Origin of the sequence: Bradyrhizobium sp. SZCCT0148 (assembly GCF_018129985.1) — a bacterium.
GTDB lineage: Bacteria > Pseudomonadota > Alphaproteobacteria > Rhizobiales > Xanthobacteraceae > Bradyrhizobium > Bradyrhizobium japonicum_H.
In genome coordinates, this window is the sequence record NZ_JAFCKT010000001.1 from 475,591 (window position 1) to 493,044 (window position 17,454).

Here is a 17,454-nt window from a genome sequence, read left to right on the forward strand (position 1 = left end):
TCTCGGTCGGCCTAGGGGAAATCACCAGGCGTATGCGTTAACGCACGACGAAATTCCTAGGCCTGCTGCCGCAAGGCGGTTGGCAGATCCTGCCACTTCGACCAGGCGACATAGTAAGCCACCGCGGTCATCGCGGCGAACCCGACGAGGCTGACGACGATCTGCATCGTCACCAGATTGGCGCTGGTGATGAGGATGAGGTGACCGGCGAACGACAGGAACACGCCGACGCAGAACACGGCGAGCCATTCCTCGCCGCACCGGATCACTGCCTGGAGCGGTTTCAACCGCAGGCCGGGATGATCGGCTGGAACGAGATAGGTCGCCAGAAAGGCAAGCGCGAGGAAATGAACCACGCGATAGGGTGCGAGGTTTTCCTTGTCGCTCGGCGCGATGCTGTCGAGGAGAAGGTCCGGCAGATAAGCCGACACTGCCGGCAAATGGCGCAGCAAAGTGATGGCCATCGCGAAGACGAGGTATGCGCCGGCAAGGATCCGCAGCCAGGGCATGTCGCGTAGCGCCCGCCCGGGCGCGCCCGTCACAGCGAACCAGCCCCCGAGCACCATCAGCATCTGCCAGCACAGCGGATTGAAGGTCCATTCCTGGTCCGGATAGACGCGAAAATTCCAGTCGAACCAGCGTGCCGCAACGTACAGCGCGACCGATGCCGCCAGGGTCAGGTTCGGCCGTCGCAACAGGCCCCACAGCGCGAAGGGAAAGAACGCCATCAACGGGATCATCAATTGCAGGAGGTCGAGGTTCAGCGGCTCCTCCTGGAGCACGAGGCCGCGGACCAGGATCCGCAGCGGGTGCTCGAGAATGCCCGAGATGTTGTATTCGTGGATGATCTCCGGCGCCATTGATTGCGAGGCGACGTAGGCGATGGTGTCGATGTAGATCACGAACAGAACGACATAGGCGGCGTAGAGTCGCCAGACGCGGCGGAAGATACGCGTCGCCGCCACGAGATAGCCCCGCTCAAGCGCCATCCGGCCGTGGATGATGGCAACGCCGTAGCCCACGACGAACACGAACAGGTCGGCCGCGCCGCTGAAGCCGAAATTGCGCAGCGTCAGCAGATTGACGACGTTGTTCGGGATGTGGTCGACGAACACCGACCAGTTGGCGATGCCGAGTGTCAGATACAGTCTGGCGTCGTGATGGTATGCAGCGAGGTTCGCCTTGACGGACGGTTTCATTGACTAAAATAGCTTTGGGAATCAGGATGACGCTTTTAGCGGCAACCGCCTGCTTATCCGAGTAGCATTTGCGTGATGGCGGCCATGTCCGCACCGACTTGGCGCAAGAAGCCGAGCTTCCCCAAGCCCAATTCCTGTAGATGCTCTAAAATTCACAAGGAAATATTTCCGCCCGCTCTTTCCGCTATTCGGCGGGCTCGGCCGACGCCTCATCAGGAGCGACGGCGCGGCTCGCCATGATGCCGAGGGCAACGCCCCCGATCGCCAGGATCGGCAACAGTCGCTTGACCCCGATGGCACGAACGATCTGCAGCCCGGTGGCAAGCAGCATGGGGTCCGCGAGCATGCTTGGTGCCGGCGACTTGGCGGCGCGTTCGGCCGCAATCCAGGCGCGCTTCCGCATTTCCCGCTTGTAGCCCCAATAGGAGCCCGCGGCCGCCAGCGTCAGCAGGAAGAAGATGCCGGCGCCGGCAAGACAGGCTTGCACCGGTCCGTACTTCTGAAGAACCGAGATGAAGGCGGCGGCACACAGGAAGCCTGTCGTCACGAGCAGCGCGAACGCCGCGGCTGCGGCGAGCGAGGTCAGCCGCACCGTCGTACCGGTAGATGCACTGATCCCGTCGATGATGCGCTGAAACATGGCCCTCGCTCCTCAATTCCCCAAGCCGAACCGTCACGGGCAGATGCCGGCGGCGCACTGGCGCCGCCGTGTCAGCACGTGTTCTTAAATGTCAGCGGCGCCAGGCGGCACCAATCAGGAAACCGATTCCGAGCGCGAGGCCAACGGTCGCGAGCGGCCGCTGTGTGATCGCGTCTTCGAGCGATTCCTCGATCGAGCCATAGGCTTCCTGGGCGGCACCCATCATTGCACTGCTGCGCTCCGACACGTCGTCGATCGCGGTGTCCATGTTCTCGCGGGCCTGGCGGTAGCCGCGGCGGGCCTGCTTGCTGGTGGAATTGGCGAAGGTGTTGATGGCGTCGGTGATCTGGTCGGTGAGGGCGGCGATATCGCTTTTCACGGCTGCTACATCCTTCTCGAGGCGTTCTTTGGTGGCTTTGTCCGTCCAGTCGCTCATCCCGGCTTCGGCATTGGTCGTGGACATCAGGAACTCCGAACTGTGACAGCCGGAGAACGTTTCGTGGTGGGGTAAGTTCCGTTCATGGAAACCGTCAGTCCTGCGGAAGCTGGGGCGCATCCGTAGGCATCAGATGCTCCTTGAGGATCAGCGCGACGATCAGGAGCGGTGATGACAGGAATGCACCCATCGGGCCCCACAGCCAGGTCCAGAACGCGAGCGCAAGCAGTACGGCGAGTGCATTGAGCGCCAGACGCCGCCCGATGATCATGGGCGTGACGAAATGTCCCTCCAGGAAGGTCAGGCCGCCGAAAGCGAGCGCCGCCACCAGACCGCCGCTGATGGTCGGGAAGGCGACCAGCCCCACCACGATCAGCACCGCGAACATGGCGATCGGCCCGATGATCGGAATGAAGTTGAGGGTCGCTGCGAGTGCGCCGAGGCCGGCGGCGTTTGGCATGCCGGTGATTGCGCAAATGAGGCCGGTGCCAACACCGACGCCGACATTGATGAGGGTGACGGTCAAAAGGTAGTTGCCGAGATGGACCTCGATCTCGTTGAGGATGCGGAGCGTGCGCAGCCGCGCATCATGATCGCTGAAGTTCATGATGAGGGCCCGGCGCAGGTCTCGCCAGCTCGCGATGAACAGGATCAGGGTGACGAAGAACAGCAGGAATTCGGTAAAGGTCGGTGACAGAAATTCCAGTGTCGGCTGCACCCACTCGAATTTCGGCAACTGGAAGCTCGGCAGCCCTTCCGAGCCGCCGACCATGACTTGCAGCTCGCGCCACAGCGCCAGCGGCCGGTCGAACACGTGCATCTTGTCTTTCAACTGCGCGCCGAGCTCGGGCAGGCGCGAGCTCCATTCCATCACCGGTGACGCGATCAGCGCGATGACGAAGGCAACTACGGCGGTCACGGTGATGACGATCAGCGCGGCGGCCAATCCGCGCGGTATCCTGAGTTTTTCAAGTAAGGTCGCCGCCGGTGACAGCATGGTGCCGGTTACGAAGGCCATCACCACCGGGAGAAAGAACGCCCTGCCGACATACAGTACGGTGACGATGGCGATCAGCAGGAGGCCGGCCAGCGCGAAAGCGACGAACTCGGTACGGCGGATGACAGGCGGCAGCTCGGCGGGGCTCTCGGGCAACGGGGCGCCTTCGCCATTGCCGGACGTCTGCCGTTCACCGGGAAGGACGCGCACTATTTCTCTCCCGCACGGAGGCCTCAATCCGCACGCCCATGTGCACTAACAACGCGGCACCGACCGAGCGGTTCCATCGCGGCTTCGTGAACAATGCCTCTCTTGACTGTGACAAGCCGGCCGCACGCCAGGCCGGAACTTGGGTCGTCCCTCCCGCGTTAGCCGCAAAGCGCATCACACTGATGCAGACATCCACGGGGCAGCACATGACCAAGTCCTCTCCAGCCCGTCGCAGCTTTTCGCCGCGCGCTTTCACTGCATTTGCCTTCGCCACGTCCTTGCTTGTTGTGCCGTTCAGCGGCGCGAGCGCTCAGACCTTCGGCTATCAGTCGATGCAGCTGCAGGCCTATCCGCAGGGCCAGGGTTACGCGCAGGGCGAGGTGAACGAGGCGCCGCAGGCGGCTGGCGAGGATGCCCAGCTGCCTGATCGCCTGCGCAAGCAGATGGTGGCCTTCGACCGCAGCGAGCCGGCCGGCACCATCGTCATCGACACCAACAACACCTATCTCTATTACGTGCTCGGCAACGGCCGGGCCATTCGCTACGGCGTCGGTGTCGGCCGAGAAGGCTTCACCTGGTCAGGCGTGCAGACTGTCAGCCGCAAGGCGGAGTGGCCGGACTGGCATCCGCCCGCCGAAATGATCGCGCGCCAGCCTTATCTGCCGCGCTTCGTCGCCGGCGGCCCCGGCAACCCGCTGGGCGCGCGCGCGATGTATCTGGGCTCCAGCGAATACCGCATCCACGGCACCAACGATCCCTCCACGATCGGCAAGTTCGTCTCTTCGGGCTGCATTCGCATGACCAACGAAGACGTCACCGACCTGTTCGGCCGCGTCAATGTCGGTGCCAAGGTCGTGGTGCTGCCGAAGAACGCTCCGCTGATGGCGAAAGGTGGCGACCCCGTGCGCAAGCGTCCCGCCGTGACGACGTTGCCCTCCGGCCGGCAGGCGCTGAACGTCCCCACGACCGTTGTGAACTAAGAGTGAGACAAATGACCAGACGCCTGATTGGCAAAGTGGCTGGCGGAACGACGGCTATCATGGTCGTTGTTTCTGCCGGTCTGGCATTCGCACCATCGGCACATGCGCAAGATTTCTTCTCGGCGCTGTTCGGTGGGTTTGGAGCGCGGCCTCCGCAGATCCGGGCGCCATTTCCCCGCGATGACATGCCGCGCTATGAGGTCCCGCGTCAGCGCGCCGCCTATGGTGGCGGCACGGCCTATTGCGTGCGGGGCTGCGACGGCCGTTACTTCCCGGCGCAGGGCAACGATGCCGAGAGCAAGGCGCAATCCTGCAAGAGCTTCTGCCCTACGTCGGAGACTTCGCTGGTTTATGGCGGCGGTATCGACGACGCCACCACCGACAAGGGCAAACCGTATTCCGAACTGCCCAATGCATTCCGTTATCGCAACGAAATCGTGGCGGGTTGTACCTGCAACGGCAAGGATCCGGTCGGGCTCGCGTCCGTCAAGAGCGAGGATGATCCCACCCTGCGCAAGGGTGACATCGTCGCTGGCGCGAATGGCCTCGTGGTCGCCAGCCGCAATGCAAACGACCGCCACGGCGTGGCAATGAATTTCTCGCCGCTGCCGGACTCGGTTCGCGCAAGATTCCGTCAGGTGCCCGTGGTCGCCAAGGAGTAGGCGGCTTTACGCGGTTGTAGCGCTGCCGCGCAAAGTTCGAGGATGGCGCCGCTATCCCTCCTCCACCGCGCCTCTTTTACGCCGCCCTGATCTTGCCGAGGAAGTCGCTGACCTGGTGGCCGAGCTGGCGGCTCTGGGTTTCCAGCGTTTCGGAGGCTTGCTTGACGTTCTCCGCAGCCCCGGCGGCAGTGTCGGCATCGGCCTTCACGCCGCTGATGTTATCCGAGACATTCTTGGTGCCCTGCGCCGCATATTGCGTGCTCCGGGTGATCTCCTGAGTCGCCGCGCCCTGCTCCTGCACGGCGGCGGCGATCGCGGTTGCGACCTCGTTGACTTCGCCGATGATGCCGCCGATGGCCTGGATCGCGTTGATGGCATCGCCTGCGACCTTCTGGATGTCGGCGATTTGTTCGGAAATCTCCTCCGTTGCCTTGGCGGTCTGGCTCGCCAGCGATTTTACTTCCGAGGCGACCACGGCAAAGCCGCGCCCGGCCTCGCCGGCGCGGGCGGCTTCGATCGTGGCATTGAGCGCGAGCAGGTTGGTCTGCGCCGCGATCGTGTTGATCAAACCGACGACCTCGCCGATGCGCCCCGCGGACTGTGCCAATCCCTGCACGGTGCCGTCGGTCTCGCGGGCCTGGTTGACCGCGCGGCTGGCGATGCCTGCCGCATGCGCGGCCTGCTGGCTGATGTCGTTGATCGAGGCAGAGAGCTCTTCGGCGGCGGCCGCGACGCTCTCGACGCTGGAAGAGGCCTCGTTTGAAGCTCTGCCTGCAACCTCGACACGCTCATTGGTCTGGCGGGACACTTCGGACAAGTCGCCCGAGGTCTTGCGCATCTCGCCGGAAGCCTCGCTGAGCTCGCCCAGCGACTTGCGCACCTCGCCTTCGAACTCACCGACATAGGCCTCGATCGCGCGCTGGCGCGCGGCCGCACCGGCGTTGCGCTCGCGCTCCTGCTCCTCGATCTTCAGCTTGTCGAGCGCTTGCTGTTTGAAGGTTTCCAGCGCGCCGGCGAGCGAGCCGATCTCGTCGCGTCGGTCGAGATAGCCGCTGTCGACGGCAAGATCGCCGCCGGCCACCTTGAGCATTGCGTCGCGAATCCGGTGCAGCGGGCTGATGACGCGGCGGCTGACTGCGAGCATGGCGGCGCCCGTGAACACGATGGCGGCGACGAGCAGGGCCAGTTGGATCAGCAGCGATTGCAGCGCGCCGGCGCGCTGGGCTGAGGCATGATCCCTGGCTGCGGCGAGTGCGGCATCGGCGAGCCTGATCGCGCTTGCCATGCGGCCGACCGAATAGGGGCTCCACTGGTTGGCGGTCATCGACGCCTTCTCGCCCTTGGCCACCGTGGCGATGATGCCGTCACGCGTGCCGGTATATTGCGGGTCGAAATAGACCGACTTGGTGTCCGCCATGGACGCGGACAGCGCCGGGGGCAGTTGCATGCCGGTGGCGGCCAGCTCGATCGCACTCCAGGCCGCATCGGTGGCACCGACAAATTTCGTAAAGGCGAGCTGGGCCTCCGGGGAGATCTTGCCGCTGGTCAAGGCATTGCCAACAATGACCGACGATTCGCCGGCGTTCTGGCGCAACAGCCAGGCCATCTGCTTGATCATCAGAAGCTGGTCGATCGTGGCGTCCTGGTGGTTGACGCTGGCTACGAGCACGGGCGACAGCTTTTCGAGAATGGTCATCAGCCCGTCCTCGCTCTCGAGATATTCCTTGGCGAGCGCGAGCCTGCGTGAGGCCTTGGGCTTGGCGACTTCGGTCCAGAACTCGGCTTGCTGCGCCAGTAGCGTCTTGTTCAGCCGCGCCAGATCGGTAACGATCGTGTCACGTTGCGGAATGTCGATCGCGGGAAGGATGTCGATAGCGCGCCCCAGGGCCGGCATCAGCTCGTCGCGAACGCCGCGAATGTATTTCTCGGTGGCGGGATCGACCTGGATGTCACTGGTCAACTGGCGGTTGGTGGTTGACCGGTCCGCCCGGATGTTGGCCATGGCCTTGAAGACATCGGCCGAGGCCGCTGCAATGTCGACGATCCGGCTGGCCTGCTGAAGCCGGATCCACGAGCTCCACGCGCTGATCGAGAAGCCGATGACGACGACCAGCGCCGTGGTGAAGATCACCGCCTTCAGCAGCGTGGATACGGACAAGCGGTTGAGCATCGGACACCTGGGTACGCGTTTGAAGTTTTCGGACGGCAGCCCCCGCCAACTTCGAAGCAAAGGAATGGGCGCAGCAAACGCCGATTCCTTGCGGCGCGCTTAGGGGCGCATTTGGCCCGAAAAGGGTAAAGACTTAGACAGTACTGCTGCTGTAAAATTACGTATGCGTCAGCGTTTGCGGAGCTGTCGATCGGCTGAGATTTAGGCGCGCCATTCCGTCATCGTCCAAGCTTCGCCAGGACGATATCGACAGCATGGCGCCGCCGCGGCCTACGCTGCGCGGATCTTGCCGAGGAAGTCGCTGACCTCGTGGCCGAGCTGGCGGCTCTGGCTCTCCAGCATCTCGGAGGCGTGCTTCACGTGGTCGGCGGCCGCCGCGGCCGCATCCGCATCGGCCTTGACGCCGGTGATGTTGTCCGAGACGTTCTTTGTGCCTTGCGCGGCGAATTGCGTGCTACGGGTGATCTCCTGGGTCGCCGCGCCCTGCTCCTGCACGGCGGCGGCAATGGCAGTCGCCACCTCGTTCACTTCGCCGATGATGCCGCCGATGGTCTGGATCGCGTTGATGGCGTCGCCCGCGACCTTCTGGATGTCGGCGATCTGTTCGGAGATCTCCTCGGTCGCCTTCGCCGTCTGGCTGGCCAGCGACTTCACCTCGGAGGCGACCACGGCAAAGCCGCGTCCGGCCTCGCCCGCGCGTGCGGCCTCGATCGTGGCGTTGAGCGCGAGCAGATTGGTCTGCTGCGCGATGGTGTTGATGAGGCCGACGACCTCGCCGATGCGTCCCGCGGACTTCTGCAGGCCCTGCACGGTGCCGTCGGTCTCGCGCGCCTGTGTGACGGCGCGGCCGGCGATGCCGGCGGCGTGAGCGGCCTGCTGGCTGATGTCGTTGATGGAAGCCGAGAGCTCTTCAGCCGCCGCAGCAACGCTATCGACGCTGGTCGAGGCGTCGTTGGAGGCCTTGCCGGCCACCTGGACGCGATCGTTGGTCTGGCGCGAGACGGCGGAGAGGTCACCTGAGGTCTTGCGCATCTCGCCGGAAGCTTCGCTCAATTCGCCCAGCGTCTTGCGTACCGCGCCCTCGAACTCGCCGACATAGGCCTCGACGGCGCGCTGGCGTGCGGACGCGCCTGTGTTGCGCTGGCGCTCCTGCTCTTCGATCTTGAGCTTGTCGGAGGCCTGCTGCTTGAAGGTCTCGAGCGCGCCGGCAAGCGCGCCGATCTCGTCCTGGCGATCGAGATAGCCGCTGTCGACGGCGAGATCGCCGCCAGCGACCTTGAGCATGGCGTCGCGGATCGTGTTGAGCGGGATGATGACGCGGCGGCTCACCAGCATGATTGCGCCGACGGCGAGCCCGATCGCAAGCGCCAGCAGCACGAGCTGAACGCTCAGCGCGCGCTCCGCGGCGCTACGCTGATCCTGCGTGTGGACCTTGGCAGCGTCGAGGGCGGCTTCGGCAACCGCAACCGCGCTCGCCATACGGCCGACCGTGATCGGGCTCCACTGGTTCGCCGTCATCTCGGTCTTGTCGCCCTTGAGCAGGGCATCGGCGAGACGGTCACGCAACGCCAGATACTGCGGATCGAAATAGGCGGTCTTGGCGGCGGCCATGGCGGACGCGAGCGCCGGCGGCAATTGCATGCCTGAGGTCGACAATTCGAGCGCCTTCCACATCGCGCTCGTGCCGCCGACATATTGGGTATAGTTGTAGCGTCCCTCCGGGGTGATCTTGCCGGCGGCGAGCCCCATCGAGACGATCAGCGAGGCCTCGCCGGCGGTGTTGCGCAGCAGCCAGGCGTTCTGCTTGATCGACAGCAACTGGTCGATCTCGGCGTCCTGGTGGTTAACGGTGGCGGCCAGCGTGTTCGACAGCTTGTCGAGCACGTCAAGCAGGCCCTGCGTCGTCTCCATATACTCCTTGGAGAGGCCAGCGCGCCTCTGATCCCTGGGCTTGGCGACATCCTCCCAGAACTGCTTCTGCTCTTCGACCAGCAGCTTGTAGAGGCGCGACAGCTCCGGCACCAGCGTTGCCGACTGCGGGAATTCCATGCTCGGCAGCAGCTCGAGTGCGCGTGCCATCGCCGGCATCTGGGCATCCCGGAGCGCACGCAGGTATTTCTCGATCTCGGCATCCATCGGCTCGGTCGCGTTCAGAAGCCGCGTGGTGGTGGAGCGATCGGTGCGCAGATTGTGCATTGCCTTGAACAGATCGGCGGAGGCGTCGGCGATCTGCGAGATGCGGTTGGCGGTCTTGAGGCGATGCCAGGACTCGTAGGCGGTGAGCGAAAGTGCGATCACCACGCAGATCGACGTAATCGCAATCACTGTCTTCAACAGCGCAGATACGGTCAGGCGATTCAACATCGAAGTCCCCCAAAATCCCATTTCAAAGTTCGTCAGACGCCCGGCAAAACCGAGAAAACAGGGGCGTGAATCGGCAATTCAATACCGTCGCAGCTCGCGGCAGCGGACGATTTCGCTATCTGAAACGAAAAGGGTAAAGTTTTTGGCTGCCGGCTTGACGGTAGAATTACGTATTTACTAAAGGTTGCAAAGGGTTGCCCCAATGGAACCGGAGTGCGAGGCCGGCGTTAGCACCTGGTTGGTCACTAGCCTGAAGGGGGCTCTGCAATGCTGGTCGGCGTACTCGTCACATTCCTCGTCGTCATTCTCGTCCTTTACCTCATCAACATGCTGCCGCTGGACGGCCGCGCCAAGCAGATCGCCCGCGTGGTGGTCATCATCATCGGCATCGTGTCGCTGCTGAAGTATCTCGCGGTGTTCTAGGGCGTCAGCCCGCATGCGCGCAGCGAGGGACAGTTGTTCGGATGTCACTTCGCTGATCCGGGCTGCGTCAAACAAAAAAGCCCCGGTGTGAGCCGGGGCTTTGATGTCTGAACAACGGGGCCTCAGCCGGCCGCTTTCGCTTCGCGACGACGGGCGGTGAGGATGTATTCGGTGTAGCCGTTCGGCTGCTCGCGGCCCTTGAAAATCAGGTCGCACGCAGCCTTGAAGGCTGTGCCGTCGAAGGCAGGCGCCATCGGCTTGTAGATGGCATCGCTGGCGTTCTGCTTGTCGACGACGACCGCCATGCGCTTGAGCGATTCCATCACCTGCGCTTCGGTGATCACGCCCTGGTGCAGCCAGTTGGCGAGATGCTGGCTGGAGATGCGCAAGGTGGCGCGGTCTTCCATCAGGCCGACATCGTGGATGTCAGGCACCTTGGAGCAGCCGACGCCCTGGTCGATCCAGCGCACGACGTAGCCCAGGATACCCTGACAGTTGTTGTCGATTTCCTGCTTGACGTCGTCGGGCGCCCAGTTCGACTTCGACACCGGAATGGTGAGGATGTCTTCGAGCTTCGCGCGCGGCCCGCCCTTGGTCAGCTCCTGCTGACGCGCGATGACGTTGACCTGGTGGTAGTGCAGGGCGTGCAGCGTTGCCGCGGTCGGTGAGGGCACCCACGCCGTGGTGGCGCCGGCCTGCGGATGGCCGAGCTTCTGCTGCAACATGTCAGCCATCTTGTCCGGCGCCGCCCACATTCCCTTGCCGATCTGGGCATGGCCGGGCAGGCCGCAGGTCAGACCCATGTCGACGTTCCAGTCCTCATAGGCCTTGATCCAGGCCTGCGCCTTCATCTCGTTCTTGCGGATCATCGGGCCCGCTTCCATCGAGGTGTGGATCTCGTCGCCGGTACGGTCGAGGAAGCCGGTGTTGATGAACATGATGCGCTTGGAGGCGCGCTGGATGCAGGCCTTGAGGTTGACGGTAGTGCGCCGCTCCTCGTCCATGATGCCGACCTTGAGGGTGTTCTCGTGCAGCGACAGCATCTTCTCGACGCGGTCGAAGATCTCGCAGGTCAGCGACACCTCGTCCGGACCGTGCATCTTCGGCTTGACGATATAGGCAGATCCCGTGCGGCTGTTCTTGACCTTGGAGTTGCCCTTGAGGTCGTGGATGGCGAGCAGGCCCGAGACGGCGGCGTCGAGCAGGCCTTCCGGGATCTCCTCGCCCTTCTCGTCCAGCACCGCGTCGGTGAACATGTGGTGACCGCAATTGCGCATCAGCAGCAGGCTGCGGCCGTGCAGCTTGAGCTCGCCCTTGCCGTCAGGCGTCTTGTAGCTGCGGTCGGCGTTGAGCGAGCGGGTCAGCGTCTTGCCGCCCTTCTCGAAGTCCGCCGACAGCGTGCCGTTCATCAGGCCGAGCGTGTTGCGGTAGACCAGCACCTTGTCCTCGGCATCGACCGCTGCGACCGAGTCTTCCATGTCGAGGATGGTGGAGACCGCGGACTCCATGATCATGTCGGCGACGCCGGCCGGATCGTCCTTGCCGATCGCGCTGCTGCGGTCGATCTTGACCTCGACATGCAGGCCGTTGTTGACGAGCAGCACGGCGCTCGGCGCTGTCGCATCGCCCTGGAAGCCGGCGAACTGCGCCGCATTCTTCAGCGCGGTGGCGTTGCCGCTCTTCAGCTTCACCGCGAGCTGGCCCGCGACGACGCTGTAGGCGGTGACGTCGGTGTGGCTGCCGGTTGCAAGCGGCGCGGCGGCGTCGAGGAAGGCCTTGGCCTTTGCGATCACCTTGTCGCCGCGCGCCTTGTTGTAGCCCTTGCCGCTCTCGGACGGGTCATGCGGAATCGCGTCGGTGCCGTAGAAGGCATCATAAAGCGAGCCCCAGCGTGCATTCGCCGCGTTGAGCGCGTAGCGCGCGTTGGTGAGGGGCACGACGAGCTGCGGGCCGCAGATCTTGCCGATCTCCTCATCGACATTGGCAGTCTCGACCTTCTGGGTCGCCGGCTCCGGAACGAGATAGCCGATCTCCTTCAGGAAGGCGGTATACGCATTGAGGTCGAACGCCTTGCCCTTGTTGGCGCGGTGCCAGTCGTCGATCTTGGTCTGCAGCGTGTCGCGCACCGCCAGCAACGCGCGATTCTTCGGCCCCAGATCCTTGATGATGGCGGCAAGCCCCGCCCAGAAGGTATCAGGCGCGATCCCCGTTTTCGGGGCCGCTTCGTTGGCGATGAAATCGAACAGAACAGGGGCGATCTTCAATCCGTGGGCGTCGACGCGTTTCATGATGGGCTTTCTTGTTGGAAATGGCTGTTTTTGGCTGCTTTTGACCCGATAGGCAGCAAAATGCGCCCATGAAGGACGGCTTTCGGGGCCTTATTAGCCTCAAAATCAGGGCGGTGAGAAGACCCCTAAAGGTCTGTCAAAATGTCAAGGAGAGAGGGGAGGTCGGCGTGGCGCTGTCATTCCCCGCGACCCGGCTGCGCCACGGCTTCGCCGGGGTTGAAGTCCAAGAGCGCCGAAGCTTCAGCGTAGGCGGCAAGCAAGGAATTCAGGACGCCGCGCCTTCTCTGTAACCCGACACTGTCTCGGCAATACTGGGTCGCCCGGTCAAGCCGGGCGATGACAGCGGAGTAGGACGGCCTCAAATATTCGCCGCGAGGTCCACGACCTCGTCGAACAGCACACCGGTCGTCTTCAGCATCTGTTCGATCTCGTCCGCCGCCTCGGCAACCGTCCGCGTTGAGGTATCAATCACGAGTTCGGCGGCCTCAGGCTGCTCGTAGTCGTTGCCGATGCCGGTGAACGACGCCAGCGCGCCGGCGCGGGCCTTCTTGTAGTGTCCCTTGGGATCGCGATCCTCGCAGACTTCTGCCGGTGTCGCGACATGGATCTCGCGGAACGCTGCGTCGGCGATGCGCCGCGCGATGGCGCGGTCCTCGCGGGCGGGTGAGACCGCCGCGACGATAGCGATATGGCCGTTGCGTGCGAGATGGGTGGCGACTTCGGCAAGCCTGCGGATGTTCTCGCTGCGATCGGCCGCAGAGAAACCGAGATCGCTATTGAGCCCGGCGCGCAGCGTGTCCCCGTCGAGCAGGACCGGCGAGCCGCCATTGCTGAACAGCCGCCGCTCCAGCGCCTTGGCGAGTGTCGACTTGCCCGAGGCGGGCAGGCCGGTGAGCCAGACCACGGCGCCATTGTGCCGATAGCGCGCGGAGCGTTCATCGGGACGCAGCGCGGATTCCACCGGCACGATGTCGACCGGCACGGCGCGCTGGCCGGCATCGACCGACAGCACGAGGCCGCCGCCGGCGATGCGCCCCGAGACTTCGATCACAAGGCGTCCGGTGCGCGGATTCTCGGTGTAGGGATCCGTGGCAATCGGATTCGACAGCGAGATGTCGATCTCGCCGACGTGGTTGCGGCCGATCGCCTTGTTCTCGACGCTCGATAGCTCGCCCGGATCGACCGCCTTTTCGATCGCCACCACCGTGGCGCGGCTTTCCTTCGGTCCGCAGCGAACCAGCAGCTGGTCGCCCTTGGCGAGCGGCTTGTCGTGCAGCCAGAAGATGCGGGCGCGCAGCCGCCGCGTCTCGCGCGGCGCAGCGCTCACATGCGAAATGATATCGCCGCGCTCGATGAACAATTCGCGGTCGAGCGTGATGCCGACCGAGCGGCCGGCGCCCTGCCGTCCCGCCACCGGCGTAACCGGCCAGCTCTCGACGCTTTTGATTTTGGCGATCTTGCCGGCCGGCATGATTACGATCTCGTCGCCGGCAATGAGGCTGCCGGATTCGATCCGGCCGGCCACGATGCGGCGGTCGTCGAACTTGTAGATCGCCTGCACCGGCAGTCGCAGCGCCAGCGCTTCCAGCGGCCGAGCCGGCTCGAGAGCGTCGAGCGCTTCGACCACCGTCGGACCCTTGTACCAGCCGATCCGGTCGGTACGATCAGCAACGCCGTCGCCGTCGCGCGCCGAGATCGGGATCACTGCCGTGGGCTTCACGCCGAGGCCGTTCAGATGCGCGGAAATCTCGTCGCTGATCTCCTCGAAACGCTCTGCGGAGAAGTCGACGCGGTCCATCTTGTTGACGACGATCGCAACCTGCTTCACGCCGAGCAGATGCAGGAGATAGCCGTGGCGCCGCGTCTGGTCGCGCACGCCTTCGAGCGCGTCGATGATCAGCACCGCGCCGTCGGCCTGCGAGGCGCCGGTGATCATGTTGCGCAGGAATTCGGCGTGGCCGGGCGCGTCGATCAGCACGATGTCGCGCGAATTGGTGCGGAAGCGGATCTGCGTGGTGTCGATGGTGATACCCTGGTCGCGCTCGGTCTGCAGGGCGTCGAGCAGGAACGACCATTCGAACGGCATGCCGCGCCGCGCGCTGACGGCCTTGAGCATTTCCAGCTTGCCGTCGGGCAGGCTGCCGGTCTCGTGCAAGAGGCGGCCGACCAGCGTCGATTTGCCGTGGTCGACATGGCCCACGATGACGATGCGGACCTGCGGTCGCGTCGTGCCGTTCGGGGTGGCGGGCGGGGCGGGGGTGACGATCATGTTCATGTCGCGCTCGCGTGCTGGGATCAGAGATAGCCGGCGACGCGCAGGCGCTCGAAGGCGTCCTCGGTCTCGTGGTCGAGCGCACGGCCGGCGCGCTCCGGCACCTTGGTCTGCTCGAGTTCGATCAGGATCTCGTCGATATTGGACGCGGTCGACGCGACCGGATTGGTGATGTCCTGATCCCCCAGCGAGCGATAACGCTTGCCGTCCTTGGCGAGATACAGCGGGATGATCGGGATGTTCTCCCGCTTGGTGTAGGCCCAGATGTCGGCCTCGGTCCAATGCAGGATCGGATGGATACGCAAATGCGCGCCCTGCGGCGGCGAGGCGTTGAAATGGTCCCAGAATTCCGGCGGTTGGTCGCGCACGTCCCAATTGCCTTCGAGCCCGCGGGGCGAGAACACGCGCTCCTTGGCGCGCGTTGCCTCCTCGTCGCGGCGGATGCCGGCGATCAAGCCGTCGAAGCCGTATTTGGCGAGCGCCATCTTGAGGCCTTCGGTCTTCCGCGCAGCGGAGCGCGCAGCCGGTGGCAGCGTCGGATCGACGGCATCGATGGGCGGGCAGGGTTCGACGCGCAGATCGAGTTCCCATTCTTTGCCGTAGTGATCGCGAAAGCGGTACATCTCCGGAAATTTCTTGCCGGTGTCGACATGCAGCGCCGGGAATGGAACCCGGCTGAAAAACGCCTTCCGCGCCAGCCAGATCATGACGTTGGAGTCCTTGCCGAGCGACCACAGCAGGGCGATCTTCTTCAAGCGGGCAAATGCCTCGCGGAAGATGTAGATGCTCTGTGCCTCCAACTGGTCGAGATGGTCCATGCTGGGAGCGGTCTGCGTGACGGGAATTTGCGTGGAAACGGGAACGGTGAAGCCCAGCCCATCTGCGCCGGAATCGGACCTGAGAAGATGCATCTCTGCCACTTTGCGTCTGGAGGCGAAAATTCTATAGTTGCGTTGCGCAGGAGAAGGAAAAATTTTCTCTTTGCGCGCTCAAAACGACACATATATAGAAAATAATTCCAGTCAACCCTGGATGTGGGGAAGCGGGTATCGCATGCGGTTCTTGCCGGTGTTTCTCGATCTCAAGGCCGGTCCGGTGGTTCTCATCGGCGCGGGAGAGCTTTTGCGCGCCAAGCTGCGCGTGCTCTCTGCTGCCGGTGCGCGTCTCCGCGTGCATGCGATCGATGGCAATCTAGACTTGGGTCTGAGCTCCGAGGACGCGGCGCGCACCGAGATCGCGACGGGGGATCCGCTTACGGCCGAACTCGCAGGCGTCATCGCGGTCGTCTGCGCCGGCGCAGGCGATGTCGGCGTCGCGATGTCGGTCCGCGCCAAGGCGCTCGGCCTGCCCGTCAACGTCATGGATGATCTCGAACATTCCAGCTTCATCTTTCCCGCGATCGTCGATCGCGGCGATGTCGTGGTCGCGATCGGCACCGGCGGCACGTCGCCCGTCGTGGCACGGCGCGTACGTGAGAAGATCGAGGCATTGCTGCCCGCCCGTATTGGTGAGCTCGCCGAGTTCATCGGCGGCTTTCGTAAATCCGTCAACGAGCGCATCGCCGAGTTTCCGTTGCGCCGCCGGTTCTGGGAGCGCGTCATCGACGGCTCGATTGGCGCCGCCGTGCTCGGCGGTCGCAGGAGCGAGGCGGATGCTGCGCTCAAGGCGATTGCCGATCCCACCGAATTCGCGCGTGCCGACAAGCCGGAGGGCTCGGTTGCGCTGGTCGGTGCCGGACCCGGCGATCCCGATCTTCTCACCATCAAGGCGCTGCGCACATTGCAGGACGCCGACATCGTCTTCCATGACGAACTGGTTTCGCCTGAGATTCTCGACCGCATCCGCCGCGACACCGCGCGCGTTGCCGTCGGCCGTCGTGTCGGCAAGCCCGGCATCGGCCAGGACGCCATCAACCAGCGCATGATCGAGGCCGCGCAAGCCGGTCAGCGCGTCGTGCGTCTGAAGGGCGGCGATCCCTTCGTGTTCGGTCGTGGCGGTGAAGAGGTCGAAGCCCTGCGCGCGGCCGGTGTTGCCTATTCGATCATTCCCGGCATCACCGCCGGCCTTGGCGGCGCAGCCCATTTCGAGGTGCCGCTCACCTACCGCCAGGAGGCAACCCGCATCACCTTCCTGACCGCCCACAAGGCGAGCGATGCGGAAGCGGTGGACTGGTCGACCCTGACCGACACCAAGATGACCGTGGTGGTCTACATGGGCATGACTGCCGCGCCTGCAGTGTGCGCCGGCCTGTTCGCTGCAGGCCGTTCGCCGGAGACGCCGGTCGGCGTGTTCGCGCGCGTGACGCGTCCCGATGCGCAAGGCGCCATCGGCACGCTGCGCGACCTTCCCGAACTGGTGCAGCGGATCAGCGGCGGTCCCGCCATTCTCATCATCGGCGACGTGGTCCGGCATGCCGGCTCGCTTCGCGGCGACACTCTCGAAAAAACTCCGAAACAAATCATCTCTGACCTATTGGATGCAGCCGAATGACCTCCCCGCTCGAGCAGAAGAAGATCAAGATCGCCGGCCCCTCGGTCGTGACCGCCAACCGGACCTGGGATGGCATCGTGGTGTATCGTACCGCCGCGAAGAGCTGGTCCGCGGACCTTTCGGAAGCCGCGATCGTGCGCAACTCCGATGAGGCCAAGGCGTTGCTAGCGGAGGCCGTCGCCGATGACGTCGGCGCGATCGGTCCCTATATCGCCCCTGTGCAGGTCGGCGCGGACGGCAAGATCGAACCCGGCAATCTGCGCGAACAAATTCGTCGCACCGGTGTGACCATCGGACAGTCGGCCCAGGTTTAAGGCGCTTTC

General features: G+C 64.2%; 14 protein-coding genes. 5 read left to right on the forward strand and 9 right to left on the reverse strand.

The window, feature by feature from the left end; translation table 11 throughout:
* Positions 1 to 56: 56 nt before the first annotated feature.
* From JQ580_RS02265 to JQ580_RS02280, 4 genes are all read right to left on the reverse strand, one after another.
* Positions 57 to 1,199, reverse strand: coding sequence for an OpgC domain-containing protein (locus JQ580_RS02265; protein WP_212278115.1), 1,143 nt, complete (start codon positions 1,197 to 1,199; stop codon positions 57 to 59).
* A gap of 184 nt (positions 1,200 to 1,383) precedes the next feature.
* On the reverse strand, positions 1,384 to 1,839 hold the full coding sequence (locus tag JQ580_RS02270; protein ID WP_212278116.1) for a hypothetical protein: 456 nt from the start codon (positions 1,837 to 1,839) through the stop codon (positions 1,384 to 1,386).
* A 91-nt stretch (positions 1,840 to 1,930) separates the two neighbouring features.
* A complete protein-coding gene (locus JQ580_RS02275; RefSeq protein ID WP_212278117.1) occupies positions 1,931 to 2,302 on the reverse strand; it encodes an ElaB/YgaM/YqjD family protein in 372 nt (123 codons plus the stop codon).
* 67 nt (positions 2,303 to 2,369) lie between these two features.
* Entirely contained in the window at positions 2,370 to 3,482 is a 1,113-nt protein-coding gene (locus JQ580_RS02280) for an AI-2E family transporter (protein ID WP_212278118.1), read from the reverse strand.
* Between the two features lie 206 nt (positions 3,483 to 3,688).
* On the opposite strand from JQ580_RS02280, the gene JQ580_RS02285 reads away from it, so the two are divergent.
* Entirely contained in the window at positions 3,689 to 4,462 is a 774-nt protein-coding gene (locus JQ580_RS02285) for a L,D-transpeptidase (RefSeq protein ID WP_212278119.1), read from the forward strand.
* An 11-nt stretch (positions 4,463 to 4,473) separates the two neighbouring features.
* Complete coding sequence (locus tag JQ580_RS02290; protein WP_212278120.1) at positions 4,474 to 5,124, forward strand: DUF2865 domain-containing protein; 651 nt, start codon at positions 4,474 to 4,476, stop codon at positions 5,122 to 5,124.
* 76 nt (positions 5,125 to 5,200) lie between these two features.
* Here the strand turns inward: JQ580_RS02290 and JQ580_RS02295 are convergent, their stop codons facing one another.
* Both JQ580_RS02295 and JQ580_RS02300 read right to left on the reverse strand, forming a co-directional pair.
* A complete protein-coding gene (locus JQ580_RS02295; RefSeq protein ID WP_212278121.1) occupies positions 5,201 to 7,294 on the reverse strand; it encodes a methyl-accepting chemotaxis protein in 2,094 nt (697 codons plus the stop codon).
* Between the two features lie 270 nt (positions 7,295 to 7,564).
* Positions 7,565 to 9,658, reverse strand: coding sequence for a methyl-accepting chemotaxis protein (locus JQ580_RS02300; RefSeq protein WP_212278122.1), 2,094 nt, complete (start codon positions 9,656 to 9,658; stop codon positions 7,565 to 7,567).
* Between the two features lie 267 nt (positions 9,659 to 9,925).
* Here JQ580_RS02300 and JQ580_RS02305 point away from each other — a divergent pair, with 267 nt between their 5' ends.
* On the forward strand, positions 9,926 to 10,081 hold the full coding sequence (locus JQ580_RS02305) for a Thivi_2564 family membrane protein (RefSeq protein WP_061880958.1): 156 nt from the start codon (positions 9,926 to 9,928) through the stop codon (positions 10,079 to 10,081).
* Between the two features lie 122 nt (positions 10,082 to 10,203).
* Here JQ580_RS02305 and JQ580_RS02310 read toward each other — a convergent pair whose 3' ends face one another.
* From JQ580_RS02310 to cysD, 3 genes are all read right to left on the reverse strand, one after another.
* The gene (locus JQ580_RS02310) at positions 10,204 to 12,369 is read right to left on the reverse strand and encodes a malate synthase G (RefSeq protein WP_212278123.1); all 2,166 of its coding nucleotides are present in this window, start codon (positions 12,367 to 12,369) and stop codon (positions 10,204 to 10,206) included.
* 358 nt (positions 12,370 to 12,727) lie between these two features.
* Positions 12,728 to 14,644: an adenylyl-sulfate kinase gene (cysC, locus tag JQ580_RS02315; RefSeq protein WP_212278124.1), complete on the reverse strand. Its 1,917-nt coding sequence runs from the start codon at positions 14,642 to 14,644 to the stop codon at positions 12,728 to 12,730.
* Between the two features lie 20 nt (positions 14,645 to 14,664).
* Positions 14,665 to 15,459, reverse strand: coding sequence for a sulfate adenylyltransferase subunit CysD (cysD, locus tag JQ580_RS02320; RefSeq protein ID WP_212279179.1), 795 nt, complete (start codon positions 15,457 to 15,459; stop codon positions 14,665 to 14,667).
* A 235-nt stretch (positions 15,460 to 15,694) separates the two neighbouring features.
* Between cysD and cysG the strand changes: the two genes are divergently transcribed.
* Positions 15,695 to 17,131, forward strand: a complete 1,437-nt coding sequence (gene cysG, locus JQ580_RS02325) for a siroheme synthase CysG (protein WP_212278125.1) — start codon at positions 15,695 to 15,697, stop codon at positions 17,129 to 17,131.
* Positions 17,128 to 17,445, forward strand: a complete 318-nt coding sequence (locus tag JQ580_RS02330; protein ID WP_212278126.1) for a DUF2849 domain-containing protein — start codon at positions 17,128 to 17,130, stop codon at positions 17,443 to 17,445. Before cysG ends, JQ580_RS02330 begins: the two co-directional genes overlap by 4 nt.
* Positions 17,446 to 17,454 lie beyond the last annotated feature (9 nt).